20 protein-coding genes are annotated in these 21006 nt (G+C 71.1%); 14 read left to right on the top strand and 6 right to left on the bottom strand.

Going from position 1 to position 21006, the window contains the following annotated elements:
* From V1634_RS19950 to V1634_RS19925, 6 genes are all read left to right on the top strand, one after another.
* Window positions 1-885: a branched-chain amino acid ABC transporter permease gene (locus V1634_RS19950; RefSeq protein WP_331209393.1), complete on the top strand. Its 885-nt coding sequence runs from the start codon at window positions 1-3 to the stop codon at window positions 883-885.
* Window positions 885-1859: a branched-chain amino acid ABC transporter permease gene (locus V1634_RS19945; RefSeq protein WP_331209392.1), complete on the top strand. Its 975-nt coding sequence runs from the start codon at window positions 885-887 to the stop codon at window positions 1857-1859. The genes V1634_RS19950 and V1634_RS19945 overlap by 1 nt, the downstream gene beginning before the upstream one ends.
* Window positions 1856-2638 (top strand): ABC transporter ATP-binding protein, encoded by a 783-nt coding sequence (locus V1634_RS19940; RefSeq protein WP_331209391.1) that lies wholly within the window; start codon window positions 1856-1858, stop codon window positions 2636-2638. The genes V1634_RS19945 and V1634_RS19940 overlap by 4 nt, the downstream gene beginning before the upstream one ends.
* The gene (locus V1634_RS19935) at window positions 2635-3474 is read left to right on the top strand and encodes an ABC transporter ATP-binding protein (RefSeq protein WP_331209390.1); all 840 of its coding nucleotides are present in this window, start codon (window positions 2635-2637) and stop codon (window positions 3472-3474) included. Before V1634_RS19940 ends, V1634_RS19935 begins: the two co-directional genes overlap by 4 nt.
* Window positions 3474-4709 (top strand): iron-containing alcohol dehydrogenase family protein, encoded by a 1236-nt coding sequence (locus V1634_RS19930; protein WP_331209389.1) that lies wholly within the window; start codon window positions 3474-3476, stop codon window positions 4707-4709. Before V1634_RS19935 ends, V1634_RS19930 begins: the two co-directional genes overlap by 1 nt.
* Before the next feature lie 208 nt (window positions 4710-4917).
* A complete protein-coding gene (locus tag V1634_RS19925) occupies window positions 4918-6033 on the top strand; it encodes an Ig-like domain-containing protein (protein WP_331209388.1) in 1116 nt (371 codons plus the stop codon).
* 33 nt (window positions 6034-6066) lie between these two features.
* On the opposite strand, the gene V1634_RS19920 is transcribed toward V1634_RS19925, so the two are convergent.
* On the bottom strand, window positions 6067-6804 hold the full coding sequence (locus V1634_RS19920) for a polysaccharide deacetylase family protein (protein ID WP_331209387.1): 738 nt from the start codon (window positions 6802-6804) through the stop codon (window positions 6067-6069).
* A 281-nt stretch (window positions 6805-7085) separates the two neighbouring features.
* Here V1634_RS19920 and V1634_RS19915 point away from each other — a divergent pair, with 281 nt between their 5' ends.
* From V1634_RS19915 to V1634_RS19895, 5 genes are read left to right on the top strand one after another with little or no spacing between them, the layout of a single operon-like run.
* Window positions 7086-7838 (top strand): AfsA-related hotdog domain-containing protein, encoded by a 753-nt coding sequence (locus tag V1634_RS19915; protein WP_331209386.1) that lies wholly within the window; start codon window positions 7086-7088, stop codon window positions 7836-7838.
* Entirely contained in the window at window positions 7835-8482 is a 648-nt protein-coding gene (locus V1634_RS19910) for a methyltransferase family protein (RefSeq protein ID WP_331209385.1), read from the top strand. Before V1634_RS19915 ends, V1634_RS19910 begins: the two co-directional genes overlap by 4 nt.
* Before the next feature lie 5 nt (window positions 8483-8487).
* A complete protein-coding gene (locus V1634_RS19905) occupies window positions 8488-11142 on the top strand; it encodes a PEP/pyruvate-binding domain-containing protein (protein ID WP_331209384.1) in 2655 nt (884 codons plus the stop codon).
* Window positions 11139-12101: a UbiA prenyltransferase family protein gene (locus tag V1634_RS19900; protein WP_331209383.1), complete on the top strand. Its 963-nt coding sequence runs from the start codon at window positions 11139-11141 to the stop codon at window positions 12099-12101. Before V1634_RS19905 ends, V1634_RS19900 begins: the two co-directional genes overlap by 4 nt.
* Window positions 12098-13021: an NAD-dependent epimerase/dehydratase family protein gene (locus V1634_RS19895; RefSeq protein WP_331209382.1), complete on the top strand. Its 924-nt coding sequence runs from the start codon at window positions 12098-12100 to the stop codon at window positions 13019-13021. The genes V1634_RS19900 and V1634_RS19895 overlap by 4 nt, the downstream gene beginning before the upstream one ends.
* A 352-nt stretch (window positions 13022-13373) precedes the next feature.
* On the opposite strand, the gene V1634_RS19890 is transcribed toward V1634_RS19895, so the two are convergent.
* The 5 genes from V1634_RS19890 to V1634_RS19870 all read right to left on the bottom strand — a co-directional run bounded on the left by V1634_RS19890 (window position 13374) and on the right by V1634_RS19870 (window position 17823).
* Window positions 13374-14783, bottom strand: coding sequence for an ABC transporter substrate-binding protein (locus V1634_RS19890; RefSeq protein ID WP_331209381.1), 1410 nt, complete (start codon window positions 14781-14783; stop codon window positions 13374-13376).
* Window positions 14784-14824: 41 nt separating this feature from the next.
* Window positions 14825-15655 carry a carbohydrate ABC transporter permease gene (locus V1634_RS19885; RefSeq protein ID WP_331209380.1) on the bottom strand — a complete coding sequence of 277 codons (831 nt, stop codon included), beginning with the start codon at window positions 15653-15655 and terminating at the stop codon, window positions 14825-14827.
* Window positions 15652-16476, bottom strand: a complete 825-nt coding sequence (locus tag V1634_RS19880) for a carbohydrate ABC transporter permease (RefSeq protein WP_331209379.1) — start codon at window positions 16474-16476, stop codon at window positions 15652-15654. The genes V1634_RS19885 and V1634_RS19880 overlap by 4 nt, the downstream gene beginning before the upstream one ends.
* A 293-nt stretch (window positions 16477-16769) precedes the next feature.
* Entirely contained in the window at window positions 16770-16976 is a 207-nt protein-coding gene (locus V1634_RS19875) for a DUF3072 domain-containing protein (RefSeq protein WP_331209378.1), read from the bottom strand.
* Between the two features lie 124 nt (window positions 16977-17100).
* Window positions 17101-17823, bottom strand: coding sequence for a class I SAM-dependent methyltransferase (locus V1634_RS19870; RefSeq protein ID WP_331209377.1), 723 nt, complete (start codon window positions 17821-17823; stop codon window positions 17101-17103).
* A gap of 788 nt (window positions 17824-18611) precedes the next feature.
* Here V1634_RS19870 and V1634_RS19865 point away from each other — a divergent pair.
* The 3 genes from V1634_RS19865 (at window position 18612) to V1634_RS19855 (ending at window position 20905) form a co-directional block, all read left to right on the top strand.
* Window positions 18612-19418 carry a CBS domain-containing protein gene (locus V1634_RS19865; RefSeq protein WP_331209376.1) on the top strand — a complete coding sequence of 269 codons (807 nt, stop codon included), beginning with the start codon at window positions 18612-18614 and terminating at the stop codon, window positions 19416-19418.
* Between the two features lies 1 nt (window position 19419).
* Window positions 19420-19596: a hypothetical protein gene (locus V1634_RS19860; RefSeq protein WP_331209375.1), complete on the top strand. Its 177-nt coding sequence runs from the start codon at window positions 19420-19422 to the stop codon at window positions 19594-19596.
* Between the two features lie 76 nt (window positions 19597-19672).
* Window positions 19673-20905, top strand: a complete 1233-nt coding sequence (locus tag V1634_RS19855) for a baeRF3 domain-containing protein (RefSeq protein WP_331209374.1) — start codon at window positions 19673-19675, stop codon at window positions 20903-20905.
* The last annotated feature ends 101 nt before the right edge of the window (window positions 20906-21006 follow it).

Here is a 21006-nt window from a genome sequence, read left to right as displayed (position 1 = left end):
ATGACTGAGCTACTTTATTTCACGATCATCGGGCTCTGCATCGGCTGCGGCTACGCGCTGGTGGCACTCGGCATCTCGACGCTGTTCAACGGCACCGGAGTGCTCAACTTCGCCCAGGGTGACATCGTCATGGTCGCCGCGCTCTTCGTCGCCGTCCGCACCACCGCCGGTGGGGGATACCTCAGCGGGTTCCTGGAGGCGGTCGCGGTGGTCCTGGTCGCCAGCGTGCTGCTGGGGCTGCTCTTCGTCCGGCCGGCGATGGCCCGGCGCCGGGACATCGACCTGATCATCGTCGGCACGATCGGCGTCTCGACGGTACTGGCGAACCTCGCGAACAACGTGCTGGGCTCCGAGACGTACCGGCTGGCGAGCCCGGTCACCGCCCAGGCGGTCAAGCTGGAGTCGTTCAGCATCTCGTTCGACTACTTCGCGATCCTGCTCGCCGCCGGGCTGCTGATGGCTGCCTTCTTCGTCTTCTACCGCAAGACCGACATCGGCTTGCAGATGCGCGCCATGTCGGCCGACGTGGACGCCGCGCGGCTCTCCGGTGTGCAGGTCGCCCGCCTGACGGTGGTCGGCTGGGTCTTCGCCGGCATCGTCGGAGTGTTCGCGGGCGTACTGCTGGGCACCGTGCTGCTGGTCAGCGCCAGCATGGGTGTGGCGCTGACCATCAGCGGTTTCGCCGCCGCGATGATCGGTGGGCTCCGGCACCCGTACGGCGCCGTCGTGGGTGGCGTGATCATCGGCCTCGCCGAGAACTACGCGGCGGGATACCTGAACACCGCCGCCCGGCAGGCGATCGCACCACTGATCATCATGGCCGTGCTGCTGGTGCTGCCGCAGGGCATCCTGGCCGGCCGCGGCATCAAGGCGAGGGTGGTCTGATGGCGGCGGCACGCGGTGCGGCACGCGCGACCCGGCAGGGCGTGCATCTCGGCGAGGCGGCGGCGATCGCCGCCGGTGCGGTCGCGCTCGCGGCGGTGCTGGGCCCGCACGAGGCCCAGATCGCGGCGATGACCGCGATCTTCGCGCTGGCCGGGGTCGGGCTGAACATCCTCGTCGGGTACACCGGACTGGTCTCGCTCGGCCACGTCGTCTTCTTCGCCATCGGCGCGTACGGCTGGGCGAGGCTGACCGAGTCCGGTTCGGTGGCGCTGGCGGTGCTGGTCCCGATCGTCGTCTCGCTGCTGGTGGCGGCGCTCATCGTGCTGGTCACGTTGCGGGTCGTCGGCTACTACTTCGGCATCACGACCCTGGCCATCGGGCTGCTGTCGGTCGTCGTGGTGCAGAACGCGACCCCGCTCACCGGCGGGTACGCCGGGATCAGCGGCATCCAGCAGATCGCCGTGCCGGGGTTCGCCGGTCCGGGCCAGGTGCTGGTGATGTCCGGCCTGGTGCTCGCCGTCGCGTACTACCTACAGAGCAGCCTGCGGGAGTCACCACTCGGGACCGCGATGCTGGCCACCCGGTTCGATGTACCCGCGTCCCAGTCGCTCGGCCTGTCGGTGGCCTGGATACGGCTCTTCGCCTTCATGATCAGCTCGGTGCCGGTCACCATCGCGGGCGCGTTCCTCGCCCAACTCGTGCACTACATCGGGCCGGACCAGATGTCGCTGGAGACCTCCATCCGGCTGATCGCGATCGCCATCATCGGCGGCCGGGGTTGGCGGTGGGCGCCGGTGCTCGGTGCGGTGGTCGTGGTGACCCTGCCCGAGCTGCTCCGGCCGCTGGCCGAGTACCGGCTGGTCTTCTACGGCGTCGCACTCGCCTTCGTGGCGCTGTTCATGCCGCGTGGGCTCAGCCAGCTCGTGAGCTGGGTCGGCGGGCGAATCCACGCGGTGAGAGGAAGCACCGGATGAACACCGTTCGACTCTCCGTACGCGAGATGACCGTGCGGTTCGGCGGCGTCGTCGCGGTCGCGCAGCTCAGCCTGGACGTCACCGGCGGCGAGATCCTGGCCCTGATCGGGCCGAACGGCGCGGGCAAGAGCACCGCGATCAACGGGCTCTCCGGGTTCGTGCCGGTCACGGTGTCGGCGCTCTCCGTGCGGTACGGCGACGACGTGGTCGACCTCACCCGGCTGTCGCCCCCGCAGCGCAGCCGGCTCGGCATCGTGCGTACCTTCCAGACACCCCGGCTGATCCCGGAACTGACGGTGTGGCAGAACGTGGCCATGGGCTCGGTCGCCGGCGACGTGCGCCGCCGGTGGTTCGAGATGCTCGGCGGGCCGGGGCTGTCCCGGGGCGCCCGGGACCGGCGCGACCGCGCGGTCACCGCACTCGCGGCGCTCGGGCTCGACCGGCTCGCCCAGGACAGTCCGGGCGAACTCAGTCTCGGCGAGCAGCGTCTCGTCGAGATCGCCCGGGCGATGGTCTCCGGCGCCCGGGTGCTGCTGCTCGACGAGCCGTTCGCCGGGCTGTCGTCGGTGGAGCAGCAGCGGCTGGCGGCCGAGATCGACAAACTGCGGTCCGCCTCGGTCGCCGCGCTGCTGGTGGAGCACAACCTCGAACTGGTCCGGTCGCTGGCCGACACCGTGGTGGCGATGGACCAGGGGGCCGAGTTCGCCCGTGGGGACGCGGCCACGGTCCTGGACTCGCACGAGGTCCGCGAACGGTACCTGGGTGAGGTGGCGAGATGAGTGACGATCCGACCCAACATCCGGCGGCGCTGGCGTTGACCGGCTTCTCCGCCTACCACGGCGCGGTGGCCGCCGCGAAGGACGTCTCGCTCCGGGTCGAGCGGGGCAGCGCGGTGGGTGTGCTGGGCCCGAACGGGGCCGGGAAGTCGACCCTGTTGCTGGCCGCGGCCGGTTTCGTCCGGACCACCGGCGAGGTGTCGATCGGTGGGCAGGTCGCCAGCCGGCTCTCTCCGGCCCGGCGGCGCCGGCTCGGTCTGGCGATGGTGCCGCAGGAGCGGGCCGCCGTCCTGGAACTGTCGGTCGCCGAGAACCTGCGGCTCTGCTGGCTCACCGGCCGGCGGGCCACCCCGTACGAGCAGGCGCGGGAGTCGGTGCTGGAGATCTTTCCGGTACTGGCGGACCGGCTCGGCGATCCGGCGGGAAACCTCTCCGGCGGCCAGCGCCAGATGCTCGCGGTCTCCCGTGGGCTCATGGCGACCTGTGACGTACTGCTGCTCGACGAGCCCACGGCCGGGCTGTCACCGAAGCTCATCTCCGAGCTGGTGGCGGCGATCCGCACCCTGAACGAACGCGGCATCACCGTCCTCCTCGTCGAACAGAACTTCTCGGTCGTCGAGCGCACCTGCTCGTACCTGCACGTGTTGAACGGCGGGCGGATCGTCTGGCACGGCCCGACCGGCGCCATCGACCGGGACAGTATCGGCGACCTGTATTCCGGAGCCGGCCGGCCACGGCCGCCGGGTCCCGGTGCGGCGGATCCGGCGCGGGAAGCCCGCGTACGGCCTGAGGCGGACCGGGCCGTACCGGCCGGATCCGGTGAACTGGGGGAGTCCTGATGGAGACGGTGTTCCTACCGGCGAGCGGCTCGACCGCCGAGTTCGTCTCGCCGGCAACCGTGGTCAGCGGCCGGGGCAGCTCCGCTCTGGCCGCCCGGGTGCTCTCGTCCCGGCTGCACCTGCCCGACGGCGCCTCGGTGTTCGTCGCGGTCGACGACGCCGTCGCGGGCGCGGGACTACTCGGGCCGATGCTCGACGCGCTGAATGCCGCGTACCGGGTGACGGTCGTCGGCGGGTTCGGCGCCGAACCGGACGACGTCCGCATCGACCGGGCGGCGGCGCGGGCCCGGGAGGTCCGGGCGGACGTCGTGGTCGCGGTCGGCGGCGGCTCCGTGCTGGACGCGGCCAAGCTGGTCGCGCTGCTGCGGCACAACGACGGCGGCGCCGCCGACTGGCTCGGCCCGGTGGCGCCGCCCGGCGGCGTCGCCCCGCTCGTCATGGTGCCGACGACCTGCGGTACGGGCTCCGAGGCGACCCGGGCGGCGATGGTGACGGTGGCCGGGGCGAAACGCATCTCGGCCACCCCCGGGTACGTCGGCACGGCCGTCGTGCTCGACCCGGCGCTGCTCGACGGGCTACCTGGACGGATCGTCGCGATCACCGGGATGGACGCCCTGTCACACGCGGCCGAGTCGCTGATGTCCACCGACCGCTCGCCGATGACCGTGCACCATGCCAGGGCGGCGATCGCCCTGCTGGTCGGGAACCTGGAGGCGGCCTGCCACGGTGACGTCGAGGCCCGGGCCGCCTGCCTCTGGGCGTCGCACCTGTCGGGCCAGGCGCTCAACGCGGGCGTGCTGCTGGGGCACTCGCTCGCGTACTGCATCGCGCACGAGCGGTCCGTACCGCACGGCGTCTCGTCGGGGCTGGCGTTGCCGTACTGCATCGCGTTCAACGCCGGCGGGTTGGCGCCGGACTGTGCCCGTACCCTCGCCCGGGCACTCAGCTCGGAACGCGGCGACGACCTCGTCGGCGCGGCGGAGGCGGTACGAGCCCTGCTCGGTCGGCTGGAGCTGCCGACCACCCTCGCGGAGCTGGGCATCGGCGAGGAGGCGGACGACCGGATCGCGCAGCGGTGTGCCGCGGAGTACCCGCGCACGAACAACCCGACGCCGATGACCGTGGACGCGCTGCGGCGGCTCGTCCCGGCGATGCGTACCGGCGATCTGGGTGCGGCGTTCGAGGCGGGGTCGACCGCAACGGCGACGGCGGGGTCGGGGAGGAGGCCCGGCTAGGTTCGGGTATCCGGGTTCGTCGTCGATGCCGGCGTACCCGGGATCGGACCTGGCGGCCGGGTTCGCGGGCCCGCGAGGCACGACACCTACAGTAATACACGCAGTGTGTCTGTCAGATCACCGCTAGTGAAGGGGCACGCTCTGTGACATGGCCTAACGTCTGTAAGACCGGAGCGACGACCGACAACGCCGCAACTAGGGAATCGCCATGTCAGTCAAACGTCTTGTCCCGATCGTCGCGACGGTCATCGTGGCCGCGCTGGGCGCGGTCCCGCCCGCAGCCCAGGCCGGTGCACGCGGCGCGCTCCTGTACGGCAACTTCAACAACGACGGTCTGGTCGACTCGGCCGTCCTCGGCGTGGTGGAGCCGAGCCTCTGCTCGACGATCGTCTCCTACGGCAGCGCACCCGGAATCTATGTGCCGCCGGTCGCCTACACCTACCTGAAACCCGGCGGTGGCACGGTCTACACCGACTGCCCCGACATCGGGGTGTCGGTCAACCTGGACGCCGACCCGGAGGACGAGATCTGGGTCGGCTGGACTCCCGGCCCACCACCCCCGGCGAACTTCACCCTGGTGGTGCTCCAGCCCCCCACCTTCACCCCGTCGGCGAGCTACAACTCGCACATCGTCCAGCCGGTCTTCATGGGCAGCGGCAGGTTCAGCGACAACGGCCGGTACAGCCCCTACACCGTAGGTCCCGGCGGGGTGCAGAACTTCATCATCACCGGCACCTCGGTGGTGCCCGGCCCGATCGACTACTGCTCCCTCGACACCCCGACCGTGCGACTGGCCGACTGGAACCGCGACGGCACTGACGGCACCCTCGTCTCCTACACCAACGGCTGCACCGACCACAGCAACGGGGTGCTGCGGATCCGCCAGAACGGTTCCATCCAGCAACTCCAGAGCGACCCGACCGGCCGGACGAGCTGGGCCGCCAAGGTGGTGCACGCCAACGGCGACCGATATCCCGACGTACAGACCACGAACCGCATCACCGGCGAGGTCAACTACTTCATCAACGACGCCCTGAACATGGCCGGGGTACTGGTCCGATCACCCGACGCGAACACCGACACCCTTCGGCTGACCAGTACCAAGGCGATCACGATCGACGTACTCGCCAACGACTACACCAGCCGGTACGCCGAGATCGTCATCACCAGCCCGCCGCGTTACGGCACCGTGCAGGTCCTCTCCGACCGGCGCATCATCTACCGCCCCAACCCGAACCACGGCCGCACCGACAGGTTCACCTACCAACTCGTCGAGGGCAGCCGGCGCAGCAGCGCCACCGTCAACATCACATACCCTGCCTGACTCTGGCCCGGCCACACCTGTCGGTTGGAGTTCCTACTCGACCTCGGCGGCGGGAGCCAGCGGTACCGCCGCGGCAGGTGTGTCGAGCCAGACGCGCCAGTCCGGGGTGCCGGTGTCCAGCGCGCGCCCGAGCGACGTCGCGACCAGATCCTGCGCGCCGATCCGGGACATGATGGCGGCGGTGACCGCGCCCCGGTCGACGGCCGGCGCGTCGAAGGGCTCGGCGCCGTCGTCCGGGAGCGCCACGGTGTCGTGCGCGAGCACCACCATGCCGGGTTCGAGGTGGTCGAGTTCCGCGAACGCCAGATCGGGCGCGGCCCTGTCCCAGTCGCGGCACTCCCGTTGCCACACGACCGGGACCAGCCCGGCATCCACGGTCGCCTGCCACACGAGGGTGTTCTGCGCGCCGTAGGGAGGGCGGAAGAACCGCACCGGCAGTCCGGCAAGGTCCTCCAGCTCGGCGCGGGCGTCGCGCAGCAGCGCCGGCACCACCGCGGGGTTGGTGCGGGTGAGTCGACGGTGGTCGAAGCCGTGCAGTGCGACCTCGTGCCCGGCGGCGACGATCTCGGCGAGGAGCGGCCGTTCGCGACGGACGCGGACAAGGAGGGTGAAGAAGGTCGCGTACGCGCCGACGTGGGCGAGTTCGGCGAGAACCGGGTCGGTGTCACCGCTACGCGGCCCGTCGTCGAAGGTCAACGTCACCGTACGCTCGCCGGTTCTGACGCCGTGCAGTGACGAACCGATCTCGCCGGGTATGAGGGTTCCCTCCATGGGCCCGAATTCTATCGACAGCGTCGCCCTGACAGACCGCTCCACGGCAGCGCCCCGGAGCAGGGTGACGCACCGTCCACACTCGACGGCTCGTCACGCATCGACTACCATCAGTCGCAGACGACCTTGGAGGCGATGGTGCGGCGTGCCCGCGCCAGCACCCGGATGAGGCTACGGCCGGTGGAGGCATGCACCTGGGACACCTTTGAAGGCACCGGCCACGACGCTCCGCTCCGGCTGGCGGATCTTCTGCGCTCCAGGACAGATCAGGGGGGAATCCTATGCAGCGCATACTGGTGGTCGGCGACCGCTTCGCCACCTCGATCGACCGTCCCGACGTCCGTGGGCTGTCCCAGTTCCTCGCCGAACTGCGTAGCGGCCGATACGACGACCCGCAGGAGCGACGGCAGATTCTCCTCGGGCAGTGCCTGAACGGCGCCGCCAGGGAGAAGATCGAGCAGGAGCTGTCCCTGCGTGACCTCACCACCCGGATCACCATCGCGAACCAGCACCAGGACGTGGTGCACCGGTCCCGGGTGCACAAGCGGCGACAGGAGAACGTCCTGCTCGCCGACGTGGAACGGATCGAGCCGGAGCGGTTCCGGGCCCGACTCTCCATCGACGTGGACAACGAACTGGTGCTCGACCACGTCAGCGGCTGGCACATCTCCGGGATGGTGATCAACGAGGCGGCCCGGCAGATGATCCTCGCCGTGACGGAGGGGTTCTACGCCACCGACCCGTCGGGCCCGGGTCTGCAGTACCTGCTGCACTCCTGGACCACCCGGTTCGACCGGTTCCTCTTCCCGGTCGACGCTACGGTGCTCTACACGGTCGACCGGCTGGACGCGCGGCGACCGGACCGCCTCCGGTTCGACGTCAGCGTCGACATCATGCAGAACGGCACCCGCGCGGCCCAGTGCACCATGAAGTTCAGCGCGATGAACGCGACGTCGTTCACCGCGATCGAGAAGCGGATGGCCAACGAGCTTCTCGACGACATCCTCCGGACGCCGGCCGAGGTGGTCCGATGAAGGGCGCCCTACGCCGCTTTCCGGTCATCGCGCTCGGCGTCATCGGCCTCACCACCATCCTGGCCCTGGTACACGCGCTCACCCGGTGGTCGTCGCCGCAGTACCGGGTGGCGGTGCTCTTCCTGGCGGGATATCTGATCTGGCTGGTCCTGGAGGCCAACGTCACGATCCGCAGCGCCCGGGAGGACCCCCGGACGACCGACCGTGGCACCGTTCTGCTCTACGGGCTCGCCCGGGTCGTCCTCGTGCTGACCGCGCTGCTGATCCCGCCCACCTGGGAGGCGTACCGGCCCTGGATGCCGCTGCTGCTCGTGCCGTTCGTCGGCGGGGTCGCCCTCCGGCTGTGGGCGATCCGGACACTCGGCCGCTTCTACAGCCACAAGGTCCGCACCGTCACCGACCACCAGATCGTGCGCGCCGGCCCGTACCGCCTCGTCCGGCACCCCGCCTACGCCGGAATGCTGCTGGCGCACCTGGCATTCGTGTTGTTCTTCCTCAACAACGCCAGCGCCGCCGCCCTGGTCGTACTTCTGGCACCGGCGGTGGTGGTGCGGATCCTGGTCGAGGAGCGGCTGCTCTTCGCCACCACCGAATACGCGGGGTACGCCGCCGGCCTGCGCCGCCTCGTGCCGTTCGTGTGGTGAGGCCGATGCGCCGGATCGTCACCGGACGACACCTGCGTGCCGTGCCGGCAGTCGGGCCGAAGTTCGCCCGCCAGGCCGAGATGGCCGCACAGGGTCTGCCCGTCCCCCCGTTCTTCTGCCTCTCCACCCGCTGCTACACCGAGATCCTGCGTCCGCACCAGCCGGAGATCGCCGACCGCCTGGGCCGGATCGACTACTCCGACCCGGCCAGCCTGGCCGAGCACGCCGCCGCGCTGCGGAGCCTGGTCGGCGACGCCGCGATCCCCGCCGACCTCGCCGCCGCGATACTCCGCACCTTCGACACCACCTTCGGCCCGGACGCCGTCGTCGCGGTACGGGCGTCAGCGGTCGGGGCAGAGCCGGGCGACAGCGAGGACTCCACCGACGACGCGTTCGCCGGCCTCAGCGACAGCTTCCTCTACGTCACCCGGGACCGGCTGCTGGAGCGGGTCCGACACTGCTGGGCGTCCGCCTTCAACCCGGAGAGCCTGCTGTACCGGCACGCCGTGGCCGGCGGACGGGCCGCACCCGCCGGCACCGGTCGACCGGCGGTCGCCATGGCGGTGGGCGTCCAGCGCATGGTGTTCGGAGAGCGGTCGTTCGTGCTCTTCACCGCCGACCCACGCCTCGGCACCCGGGACACCGTCATCGCGGCGGGACAGGGCATCGGCGAGGGGATCGTCCAGGAGAAGGTGCCGGTCGACCACTACTTCGTCGACCGGGCCACCGGTGACGTCCGGTCGCACGTCGCCGAACGCGCCGAAGCGCCCGGCCCGGTGCTGCGCGGGCGCGAGGTGTCCGAACTGGTCCGGCTGGGCCACCGCATCGAGGAGATCTTCGGCGTACCACAGGACATCGAAGGGACGATCACCGCGGACGGCCGGGTGCACGTGTTGCAGAGCCGGCCGATCGTGCTCGACTGGGCGCGGCAGCGACTCTGGAGCAACGCGAACATCACCGAGAGCTTCCCCGGGGTCAGCACTGTCCTGACGTACTCGTTCGCGCAGCGGTTCTACCGGGTCATCTTCACCGACCTCTACCGGCGGTTCGGGGTGAGCGACGCCGAGCTTCGCCGCCGCGAGCCCGACCTCGACCGGATGGTCGGGCGGCTGCGGGGCCGCATCTACTACTCGCTCTCCGCCTGGTACCGCCTGCACCGCAGTACCGCGCTCTTCCCCGTCTGGCGGGCGGCCTGGGAGCGGATGATGGGCCTGGAGCGGACGGCACCGGACGCCCGGCGCGACCGGCTCGCCCGTACCCCGACCGGCATCTACCGGTCGGTGGCGGCCGGGGTGCGGCTGGCCGGACTCGCGGTGACCCACGACCGGGCGATGCGCGACTTCGGGCGCTGGTGGGCCGGAATCGCCGGCCCGCGCCGGGGCCACCCACTCGACTCCACCGACCCGCTCGGGCTGATCGACGACTTCCACCACGTCTGGGCGGAGGTGGGTCGGCACTGGGGCAGGACGCTGGTCAACGATCTCCTGTTGACCAGCACCGCCGGTGCGACGGCGGCACTCTTCGCGCGCTGGTTGCCGGACGCCGACCCCGGGCTGCTCAGTGACCTGCTCTGCGGCGACGAGGAGAACCAGAGCATGCGGGCGCTGCTCTCCATTGTCGACATTGCCGAGCGGGTCCGGGTGGATCCACGGTTGGCGGCGGCGGTCGCCCACGGCCCGGACGACAAGGTGTGGCGTGCGATGGCCGGCGGCGCGTACGGTGACGCGCTCGCGCTCCGGCTGCACGAGCACGTCGAGCGCTACGGCGACCGGGGACTGCACGAACTGAAGCTGGAGCAGGCCAACCCCCGGCAGCGGCCCGAGCAGCTGGTCCGGGTCATCCGGTCGTACGCGGAACAGAGCATGACGGTCGCCGGGCTGCGGGACGCCGAGCGCGCCGCCCGTGACCGGGGCGACCGTCGCCTCGCCGAACTCCTCGGAACCGGGTCGCCCCGGCGGTTGGTCCTCGCGGTGCTACTGGCCCGCCAGCGCCGCTACATCCGGTACCGGGAGGACTCGCGGTACTCCCGCAGCGAGCTGTTCGGCTTCGCCAAACGCACCTTCTCGGCGCTGGGCGACGCCCTGGCCGCCCGGGGGGTGCTCGCGAACCCGGGCGACGTCGTCCACCTGACCCAGGACGAGATCTTCGGGTACTTCGACGGCACCGGGCCGACCGACCAACTCGGTGCACTCGTCGCGGTGCGCCGGGCCGAGTACGACCGTTCGGACCGGGAACTGCCGATGCACTTCGCCACCATGGGGCCGGTGCGGGACACCTGGCCCGATCCTGACCGTGACCCGACTCCGGTCGATGGCGACGGCGACGGCGGTCGGTCGCAGTTGCGCGGCCTGGGATCCAGCAGTGGCAAGGTCCGGGGCACCGCCCGGGTCGTCCGGGACCCGCACGCCCGGGTGGATCCGTGCGACGACATGATCCTGATCGCCCGGGAGACCGACCCCGGATGGCTCTTCCTGATGATGTCGGCCCGGGGCATCGTGGTCGAGCGCGGCACCATGCTCTCGCACACGGCCATCACCGGTCGCAAGTTCGGCATCCCGACCGTCGTGTCGGTGCCCGGCGCGACGGACCGGATTCCTGACGGCGCCGCCATCGAGATCGATGGCGCCGAGGGCACGGTGACGCTTCTGGAGGAGGCATGACAGCAGGCATGGCGGGGGACATCACGGCAGGCAGGACGGGGCCGGCGGGCCGGCTGCTGGGCTTCGCGCGGGAACGCTTCCCGCTGCGCGTCTACGGCACGTACGCGCTGCTCTGGGTCCTCGCCCTCGACGGCTCGATCTCGCTGGTCCAGCCGAACATCCGGCGTTGGCAGCTCAGCCCGTACCTCCTGGTGGAGATCGCCTCGGTGCTCCTGACGCTGCTGTTCATCCGGATCGTCGACGAGCAGAAGGACCTGGCCTACGACCGTGAGCACCACCCGGACCGGCCGCTGCCCCGAGGCGCGGTACGGCTCGGGGAGGTGCGTGCGGCGACGGCGGCCTGCGGACTGGTCGTCGTCGCCGTCAACCTGGCGATATCCCCCTGGCTCGCCGGCTGGTCGCTGCTCAACCTCGGCTACGTCTGTCTGCTCGTCGGGTGGGAACGCGCGGCGCCCCGGGCCAGCGCGCGGCTCTTCCTCAACCTGCTGGTCAGCTATCCGGGTCAACTGATGGTGAGTTGCTACATCTGGCTGGCCCTGTTGATCCGCGCCGATGCCGCACCGACCTGGCACGCCGTGCCGGTGCTGGTGATGTTCGCCGCCGTCTTCCTGCACTTCGAGTTCGCCCGGAAGACCAGTTGGACCCCTCGGGACGAACCGAACTACTACTCCAACGTCGTCGGCGCGCGCGGCAGCGCGGGTCTGGCGATCGGCTCGGCACTCGGGGCGGTGGTGATCGCCCTGGTGATGTTCCGACCCTGGCGGGCCGAGGGTCTCGCGGCGTTCGCGGCATGGTTCCCGCTCTCCGCCGGGGGCTTCCTGTGGGTCGGCGGCGAGCGCTTCCTCTCCCGGTCCGTACCGGTCTGGCCGGCCGCGCCGGCACGGGGATTCCTGGCCTGGTTCTACCTCGGCCTGATCGTCCAGGCCCTCGCGGTCCAAGCGGTCGGGTGGCCCTGGTGAGTGGCGGCATCCTGCTCACCGGTGGTACCGGCTTCGTCGGCGCCGCCACGTTGCGCGTGCTGCTCCCGGCCGTGGAAGGCCGGCGCGTCCACCTCCTCGTGCACCGCCGTTCACCCGAGACCGTGGGCGGCGACGGAGTGCGGCTGGTACCCGCCGACCTCGGGCAACCCTCGTCGCTGCGCGGCATCTGCGACGAGGTGGAGACCGTCGTGCACCTGGCGGCCCGGATCGGCGGCGACGAGGCGACCTGTCAGCTGGTCAACCATCACGGCACGGCGGCGCTGCTCGCGGAGGCACGTCGCGCCGGGGTACGCCGGATCGTCGCCCTGAGCACCGCCGCGGTCTACGGCGACGGGGTGCACCGGGGCCCGACCGAGGACCAGCTCGACCCTCGGCCGGTTTCCCCGACCAGCCGCTCCCGGTACGACGCCGAACGGCTGGTACGCGCCGCGGGCGGCGTCGTGCTCCGTCCCATGTTCGTCACCGGTCCGGGCGACACCTGGTTCCTGCCGACGCTGCTCGACCTGGTGCGGGCGTTGGGCTGCTGGGTCGACGAGGGCCGGGCCTGGCTCTCCACCATCCGGGTCGAGCACCTCGGCGCGGTCATCGCCACCGCCGCCACCGGCCCGCCGCTGACGCCCGGCGAGGTCTACCACGCCACCGACCCGTGCCCGGTACGGGTCCGGGACCTGGTCGCCCGCCATGCCAGCGGCCCACTGCCCAGCACCAGCATCAGCCTGGGCGAGGCCGAACGGAGGCTCCCCGCCCCGTTCACCCGTCGCCAACTGCGACTGCTCTTCACCGACCACTGGTACGACAGCTCCCGACTGTGGCGAACCATCGACCCGCCGGGGCCCGGCGGCGGCACCGGCTGCGGCCGATCCTGTCCGGCGTGCCGGCCGCGCGTCGCGGACGGGTGACCGGCGACCGCGAAGCCCTCGGCCACCACGGGGGTAGTCGGGGCGACTGACCGGGGTGGTTCGGTCGGTACGTCCACCATCCGTCCGCGCTATGCGAAACCGAGCGGGGTCGGGGGAATTCCCAGCCCGGTTCCGTACTCCTTGACCTGCTGGTATCCGGACTTCGCGGGGTCGACCCGGAACACCCACCCCGGAGCCGCGCCTGCCCGACAGGTCCGGTCGGCGGCTCGCCGCGCCGTCGACGGCCGGGCGGGAGATCGGCCATCGTCGGGCGACGGCCGGGCCGGACGACCGTCGAAGCAGGGCGAGACCTGCCCGACGGCCGCCCGCGGGCCCTTTGCCGCCGCCGAACTCAACCGACCGACTTGTTGTAACTCTCGATCTCCGGCTGGACGCCCGCCGCGGCGTCCTTCAAGGCCTGCTCGGCCGGCTTCGCGCCGACGATCGCGGCCTCCAGGCCGTCCTCGGAGGCCTTGCGCGCCTGCGGCATCACCCCGAGCAGGCAGCCGGCGGAGGCGACCGACGGCGGGAGCGCGTGCAACTGGTCGACCGCGGTCCGGAACTGCGGGTACCGGGCCACCCAGTCCTTGTCGACCTGCTCCTCCAGGGCCTTCGGGTTGATCGGCACGTAGCCGGTCCCGGTGTGCCACTGGGCCTGCTGCGCCGCGCCGGAGGCGAACTTCACGAACTCCCAGGCTCCCCGCTTCTCGGCGTCGCTGTGCCCGACACCGTTGATCCAGAGCGAGGCGCCACCGATGATCGGGCCACCGGCGGAGGCGTCGGAGACCTTCGGGTACGGCGCGGTGAGGACGGTGAACCGGCCCTTGGCGGCGTCGACATAGCCGCGCAGCACGCTGGTGGATTCGAGGTGCATCGCGACCGTGCCGGCCTTGAACGCCGCCTGGGCGTCGTCGGTCTTCCGGCCGGTGTTCGTCGCGTACCCGTTGCGTACCAGGTCAGCCCACCACTGCGCCACCTGCACCCCGGTGGCCTGGTCGAACTGCACCTTCGTGGCGAGCTTCTCCCGCCCGTTGCCGTTGTCGCAGTACTCCTTGCCGTCGGTGGCGAGGAGTTGTTCGAGCAGCCAGCCGTAGATCGCGGCGCCGAAGCCGTACTGGGTGGTCTTGCCGCTGCTGTCCTTGACGGTGAGCTGCTTGGCCATCTCGCCGATCTCGGCCAGGGTCTTCGGCGGCTTGGTCGGGTCGAGCCGGGCCCGCTCGAACGCCTCCTTGTTCAGGTAGAGCAGCGGGGTCGAGGAGTTGAACGGCATCGACCAGAGCTTGCCCTCGACCGAGTAGTAGCTGGCGATGTTCGGCTCGATGTCGGCGGTGTCGAAGCCGTCCTTCTCGATGAACTTGTACATCGGGACGACCTGCCGGGAGTCCACCATGAACCGGCTGCCGATGTCGTAGACCTGGACCAGGGCCGGGGTGTTCTTCTGCTGCACCGACGCCTTGTACTTGGCGATCGTCTCGTCGTAGCTGCCCTGGAAGACCGGCTTGACCTCGACCTTGCCGCCGCTGCGCGCGTTGAAGTCGGCGACCAGCTTGTCGACCGCGGCGGCGTTCGCGCCCTTCATGGCGTGCCAGAACTCGACGGTCGTCTTGCCGTCGGCATTGTCGAGCGCCTCGGCGCCCGGTGCGTCCAGAGCCTCGGCCGAGTCGCCTCCGTCGGAGCCCGAGCCGCACCCACTGACCAGCGCGGTGGCGACGAGCAGGGCGACGGCCGCCACACCCGTCCGGCGTAGCCGCGAATTTGCCATTTCTACTCCTTTTGAGAGATGCGACGGTCCTTGTCGGGGGTTTACCGCAGTGCGCCGGCGGTGAGTCCGCGCACGATGTACCGCTGGCCGAAGACGACCACGGCCAACGTGGGGAGCAGGGAGAGCGCGACGCCGGCCAGGACAAGACCGGGTTGGGCCGCCTCGGCGTCGTTGAGCTGCGAGATGCCGATCTGGAGGGTCTGGAACTCGGCGTCCCGGATCAGGATCAACGGCCAGAAGTACTGGTTCCAGGCGGAGAGGAAGACGTAGACCCCGACCGCGGCGATCGACGGCTTGGACAGCGGTACGACCACCCGCCACAGTAGTCGCCAGTGGCCGCAGCCGTCGATCACCGCCGCGTCCCGCAGCTCGGACGGGAACTGGAGGAACGCCTGGCGCAGCAGGAAGGTGCCGAACGCCGAGGCGAGGAACGGCAGGACCAGCCCGAGGTAGGTCAACCCGCCCCGGGTCAGCCCCCAGTCCGAGATCGCCAGGTAGTTCGGGATGATGATCGCTTCCCAGGGCACCATCAGGGTGGCCAGGAAGAGACCGAAGGTCGCGGCCTTCGCCGGCATCCGCAGGAACGCGAAGGCGTACGCGGCCAGGATGCTGGTCACCACCTGGGCGAGGGTGATCACGCCGGCCTGTACGGCGGAGTTGAGGTAGAACCGGCCCAGCGGCACCGAGCGGAAGACGTCGCCGAAGTTCGCCCAGTGCAGGGCGCTCGGCACCAGCGCCGGCGGATAGCTGGCCAGGTCACCGGGGCCCATCACGGCACCGGCGAACGCGTAGTAGACCGGGAAGAGCACCGGGATCAGCGCCAGCCCGAGGACGACGTAGACGACGATCCGGCCGGGGTTCGGTTTTCTCATCGGTAGTGCACCCGCCGCTCCAGGATGCCGAACTGGATCGCCGTGCAGATCAGCATGATCACCAGCAGTACCACCGCCTGGGCGCTCGCCCCGCCGAAGTCGGACGACCCGAACGCGAAGGCCCGCTCGTAGATCGAGTAGACCAGGGTGGTGGTCGCGTCGTCCGGGCCGCCCTTGGTCAGGATGTGGATCTGACCGAAGCTCTGCAACGCGTGGATCGTGGAGACCACGACCAGGAAGAACAGTTGCGGGGAGAGCAGCGGGATGGTGATGCCGGTGGCCAGCCGCCAGCCGGTGGCGCCGTCGAGCCGGGCCGCCTCCACCACCTCGGGCGGGATCGCCGCGACCCCGGCGGAGAGCACCAGCACGTTGTAGCCGAGGTTCATCCAGACCGTGGCCAGACCGACCGCGGGCAGCGCGATGGACGGATCGGTGAGCCAGTTGACCCGGTCGATCCCGACCGCCCCGAGCAGGCCGTTCGCGATCCCGATCGCCGGGTTGTAGATGACGGCGAAGACCACCGACGCGGTCGCCACGGAGAACGCGAACGGGAGGGCGAAGGCGGTTCGCAGCACCCGTACGCCGCGCAGCCGCGCCTCCAGCAGCAACACCACGACAAGCGCGCCGACCACCGCGGGCAGCACGCTGATCAGCGTGAACAACGCCGTCGTGGCCAGGACCTCGCCGAACTCGCCCGACAACATCTCGGTGTAGTGGTCGAGGCCGACAAAGGCACTCGGCGCACCGAAGATGTCGTTGCCGTGGGCGGAGAGGTAGAAGGTGCGGGCCAGGGGCCAGAAGATGAACAGTCCGAAGACCACGACCGATGGCAGTAACAGCAGCCAGGAGAGCGACGCCTCACGTCGTGGCCGGCCGCGCGTGGGTGCGGGGGGATCCGCGGTGGCGCCGGTCCGGGCGCGTTCGGCAGCTAGCGGGGGAGACACTGCCGCACAGTACCAACGCATTCGTCCTGTTGGTATCGTTCCGGCTCGATCTTGATCTAGCAGTTACCGGTCCCTGCCGGCACTGGTCAGCCGCGCCAGCGCAGGTCGGCGGGCCCGGACGGGTCGAGCCCGTCCGGGCCCACCTGCGACGAACGGTCGGGCCGGCGAGGTCAGGATCGGCTGCCCCGGCCGGTCTGCTCCTGCAACTCGTCGATGAGCTGCGATGCCTCCGCCTTCGTCAGGTTGTCCGGTACGTCCCGGCCGGCCTCGCGGGCCAGGGTGGCCAGGTACGACTCCTGCGGTCCGGTCGGCGGCTCGTCGCCGGTCACCCACTGCTCGGGGTCCTTCGCCGGATTGTGATCGGTCACGGTGCTCATCCCCTCTTCTCGAACGCCTGTCCCATTACCCCACTCCCGGCGCGCCGAACATCATCCGCGCGATGCGGCGGTAACCGCCCACGAGCTGGGGGAGCGGAGTCGGCACCGCGAGGCGCGGCGGGCGTCAGCGCGGGTCCGCGGGCTTCCGCGCCAGGAAGAGGTGGTACCGGGGACTGCCGTTGCGGTGCTGCCCCAGGGCGGCCAGCGGGACGGTGGTCGTGCTGAAGCCGGCCGCCGTCAGGTCGTCGTGGAGTGCGCGCAGCGGTGTGGTGCGGTAGTACATGACGAACGGAGGACGCCAGACGGCGTTGCGGACCCGCATCGCCAGGTCGAATCCGAGCGTGGCCCAGTGCCAGACCGAGGTCGGCGGCGACGGTGTGCTGATCGCGAAGGTGAAGAGCCCGCCGGGCCGCAGTGCGCGGTACACCCCCGCGAAGAGGGCGGGCCGTTCGGCAGGCAGGAAGTGCCCGAGCGCGCCGAAGTTGACCGCGAGGTCGAAGCCCTCGGCGAAAGGCAGCGCCCGGGCGTCGGCGCGAACCCATGAGGCGTCCGGATGCGCGTTCCGGGCCTGCGCGAGCATGCCGGCACTGAAGTCGAGGCCGGTGATCCTGCCTCGGCAGAGGGACTCGAGCACCAGCATGCCCGCACCGGTGCCGCAGCAGACGTCCAACCCGTCGTCGAACGGCCCGAGTTCGGCCAGCGCGTGGGCGCTCGCGTCGAGAATGCGCGCCGAGGTACGGAAGGGGGTGTGGTCGAACTTCGGCGCCAGCAGGTCGTAGCCGCGCTCGACCGAGGACATCGCCTGGACGCAGAGTTCGCGCAGAGACGGGCCTTGAGCCGAGAACACCCGCCGAGGGTACCCGCCGGACGGCGAACCCGCCGGTCGAGCGCGGACGTACGTGGTGTTCCCCGGCCGTCGTCGGAGCCATCCACCGTGCCGAACACCTTCGCCTGCCGCTTCGCCAGCGCGTCAGGAAACGCGGCGACGGTGCCCGGTGCGCCCGGACCGCGAGCTGCCGAGGACCACACGCCTCGTCTTCTTGCCGACCACCGGCAGTTTGACCCCGACCGTGTCTGCGCGCCGCGACCCTGTCCGGGCTGGCCTGCGCGGGCGAGCATGGAGACACGGCACGGCACCCGGACCGAGGCGCCGGGAAGTGGGCGACGCCCGCGAGCGCCGCCCGCCGTGATCCAAGGAGCTGTTCGTGGGTGGGAGGGTTCGGTTCGCCCTGATGCTCGCGGCCGGTGCCGCGGCGGTTCTGGTGGGGATGTTCGCCGTCGGGTACGCCGTGCTCGACCGGGTGCTGATGGTCGCGATCGTGGCCGTGCTGGGTTGGTGCGTCTCCGTTGCGCCGTTCCGCCCGCCGCGCCTTTCACTGCGGGACACCGGCCGTCCGCGCGACGGAGACCCCGGTGACCCGATCCGCGGCCGAGGGACGGTGCGAGGGTCGTCGCCGACGCTGCGGGCCGCACTGCCCGGACCCGACGGGGACGGATCGCCCGCGCCGCCCGAACCGGGTGGCGAAGCCGAGCCGAGTAGCGGGTCTCGGCCGCCGACGGCGGGCGCCGCGCCGGCAGGAGTTTCCGATCACGACACCGCTTTCGGTGCCTGATCGCTCGGACAGGAGGAGCACCATGCAGTGGCGGGTACGCGATGTGATGACCACCGACGTGATCACGGTGCACGACGACGCACCGGTAACTCAGATCGCGTCCGTGCTGACCGAACGGCAGATCAGCGCCGTCCCGGTCGTCGACGGATTCGACACCGTCACCGGCGTGGTGTCCTGGACCGACCTGCGCGACACCGTGCAGACCGACGAGGCGGGCAACCACACCCCGGGCCGCCGGTGGCGCCTGCGGTTCCCTCGGCTGCGCTGGCCCGAGACGGGGGCGGTGCACGTGATGAGCGCCCCACCGGTCACCATCTCGCCCGATGCGTCCCTGGCGACCGCGGGCCGGCTGATGCGCCGCCGGGGGGTCGGCCGGCTGCTGGTCGTGGACGACCGGAACCGGTTGATGGGCATCGTCACCCGCAGCGACCTGTTGAAGGTGCACGACCGGCTGGACGCGGTCATCCGTGACGAGGTGACCCAGCGGGTACTACGGCGCGGCCTGATGATCCCCGCCGGTGATGTCCGCGCCGAGGTGGACGACGGCCTGGTCACCCTCACCGGCCGCACCGGGCGCAGGACGACCGCGATGGCGGCGGTCGCGATGACCGCCATGGTTCCCGGCGTCACCGACGTCGTCGACCTGATCTCCTACGACGCCGACGACACCTCACCGGCGCCGGAGCCGCCGAATCCCGACGCGTCACCCGCCGGATGGCGGCCGGGCGCCGCGATTCCGATCAACCAGTCGTACCGGTTGCGGCGTCCCGGCTTCGACCACAACGTAGCCGCCTACGGCGCCAGCGGCGGATCAAAGACACGGAGATGACATGACAAACCAGGTCCTGGCCACCGTTACGCCACCACACCTCCCCCTGCCCGAGGTGCCCGTCGACCGGGTGCTGCCACCCGACCTGCGGGTGCCGGCCCCGGACGTACCGGTCGACATCGTCGACCAGTGGGGAGAGCAGTCCTTTCCGGCCAGCGACCCACCGGCCAACTGGTAGGTCGGTCCCCGAGCCGTAGCCACTGCGCGGACCGTCCCGGCCGGCATGCCCAACGCGGCGCCGACGTGCGAGGTGCATGACGTCGCTGACGGTACGCCGCCCGGTCGCCGGAGCCGACGCCGCGCCGGCCACGGCGTGCGAGGTCGCCGCGCCCGTGAACTGCCTGACTGGAGCCGAGATGGATCTGCTGACCGCGCCCGATCTCGCGGAGCTGGCGAGCAGTCGCGGTGGCCTGCGAATCTCGCTGTACCTACCGACCCAACGCGGCGGGCCGGCGACGGTCCGCAACCGCATCCGGCTGCGGAACCTGCTGCGGCACACCGAACAGGTCCTCCGGGCCGACGGTATCGGCGTGGGCCGGCTCGACGCCGTGCTCGGACCGGCGTGGCAGCTGCTGGACCTGCCCCGGTCGTGGGACCAACCCAGCGACGGCCTGGCGCTGTTCCTCGGCCCGGACGAGGCGCGGCAGGTACGCGTGCCGCTCCGGCTGCCCGAATTGGTCACCGTCGGCGACCGGTTCGTGGTACGGCCACTGCTGCCGTTGCTGAGCGCGAGCGGCCGGTTCTGCGTACTCACGCTCACGCACGACGAGATCCGGCTCTTCGAGGGGACCCGTCGCGGCCTGGACGAGGTGGCCCTGGAAGGTCTGCCGCTGGCGGTGTGGCTGACCATGCCCCGGACGCAACAGCACGCGCACGCGTTCCTGGCCGACCGGGCCGGGGCAGGCGGCGGGACGCTGTTCCACGACGGCGGCGACCGGGACACCGGACAGCGGGTGCTACAGCACTTCCAGCGGGTCGACCAGGCCCTGGGCGACCTCTGCCACCAGGGACAGGTCCCGCTCGTCCTGGCCGGCGTCCGCCCCCTACAGGCGTTGTACCGCAAGGCGAACACCTATCCACGGCTGTTGCCGACCGGGGTGGACGGCAGTCCGCGCGGCGTGCCCGTGGACGTCCTGCACCGGCGGGCGTGGGCACTCGTCGAGCCGATGCTGCGTCGCGACGAGGCCACCGCCGTGGCGACCTACCGACGGTTGCGCGGCACCGGACGCACCACCGGCGATCCCCGCGAGGTGCTCACCGCGGCGCGGCAGGGACGGGTCGAGGCGCTGTTCCTCTCCACCGACGCGCCCGGCCACGGCACCGGGGTGGACGCCGGCCCGCTGGTCCGGCTCACCGAGACGTTGCAACCGGCCGACGAACTCGACCTGGCCTGGGTGGCGACGCTGGGCCACCGAGGAGAGGTACACGCCGTGGCGCCCTCCCGGATGCCGGAGCGCGGCCCGGTGGCCGCGACCCTGCGTGCCTGACAGACCGGATCGGGTCTGCCGCCGCCCGGAGCCAGGCTGGGCCGGCTCGGCGGCGACCACCGGCTCCGCAGCCGGGCCCTTCGGCAGATCCGCCGTGCCCC

Source organism: Plantactinospora veratri (assembly GCF_036421995.1).
In the GTDB taxonomy this organism is placed as follows: domain Bacteria; phylum Actinomycetota; class Actinomycetes; order Mycobacteriales; family Micromonosporaceae; genus Plantactinospora; species Plantactinospora veratri.
The sequence above is the reverse complement of the archived record's forward strand: the minus strand, read 5'-3'. Positions and strand labels throughout refer to the sequence as shown.

Bases quoted from the DNA above. Each gene is read 5' to 3' on its own strand.
- V1634_RS19950 (WP_331209393.1), top strand. From the start codon at position 1: ATGACTGAGCTACTTTATTTCACGATCATCGGGCTCTGCATCGGCTGC.
- V1634_RS19945 (WP_331209392.1), top strand. From the start codon at position 885: ATGGCGGCGGCACGCGGTGCGGCACGCGCGACCCGGCAGGGCGTGCAT.
- V1634_RS19940 (WP_331209391.1), top strand. From the start codon at position 1,856: ATGAACACCGTTCGACTCTCCGTACGCGAGATGACCGTGCGGTTCGGC.
- V1634_RS19935 (WP_331209390.1), top strand. From the start codon at position 2,635: ATGAGTGACGATCCGACCCAACATCCGGCGGCGCTGGCGTTGACCGGC.
- V1634_RS19930 (WP_331209389.1), top strand. From the start codon at position 3,474: ATGGAGACGGTGTTCCTACCGGCGAGCGGCTCGACCGCCGAGTTCGTC.
- V1634_RS19925 (WP_331209388.1), top strand. From the start codon at position 4,918: ATGTCAGTCAAACGTCTTGTCCCGATCGTCGCGACGGTCATCGTGGCC.
- V1634_RS19920 (WP_331209387.1), bottom strand. From the start codon at position 6,804: ATGGAGGGAACCCTCATACCCGGCGAGATCGGTTCGTCACTGCACGGC.
- V1634_RS19915 (WP_331209386.1), top strand. From the start codon at position 7,086: ATGCAGCGCATACTGGTGGTCGGCGACCGCTTCGCCACCTCGATCGAC.
- V1634_RS19910 (WP_331209385.1), top strand. From the start codon at position 7,835: ATGAAGGGCGCCCTACGCCGCTTTCCGGTCATCGCGCTCGGCGTCATC.
- V1634_RS19905 (WP_331209384.1), top strand. From the start codon at position 8,488: ATGCGCCGGATCGTCACCGGACGACACCTGCGTGCCGTGCCGGCAGTC.
- V1634_RS19900 (WP_331209383.1), top strand. From the start codon at position 11,139: ATGACAGCAGGCATGGCGGGGGACATCACGGCAGGCAGGACGGGGCCG.
- V1634_RS19890 (WP_331209381.1), bottom strand. From the start codon at position 14,783: ATGGCAAATTCGCGGCTACGCCGGACGGGTGTGGCGGCCGTCGCCCTG.
- V1634_RS19885 (WP_331209380.1), bottom strand. From the start codon at position 15,655: ATGAGAAAACCGAACCCCGGCCGGATCGTCGTCTACGTCGTCCTCGGG.
- V1634_RS19875 (WP_331209378.1), bottom strand. From the start codon at position 16,976: ATGAGCACCGTGACCGATCACAATCCGGCGAAGGACCCCGAGCAGTGG.
- V1634_RS19865 (WP_331209376.1), top strand. From the start codon at position 18,612: ATGCAGTGGCGGGTACGCGATGTGATGACCACCGACGTGATCACGGTG.
- V1634_RS19860 (WP_331209375.1), top strand. From the start codon at position 19,420: ATGACAAACCAGGTCCTGGCCACCGTTACGCCACCACACCTCCCCCTG.
- V1634_RS19855 (WP_331209374.1), top strand. From the start codon at position 19,673: ATGACGTCGCTGACGGTACGCCGCCCGGTCGCCGGAGCCGACGCCGCG.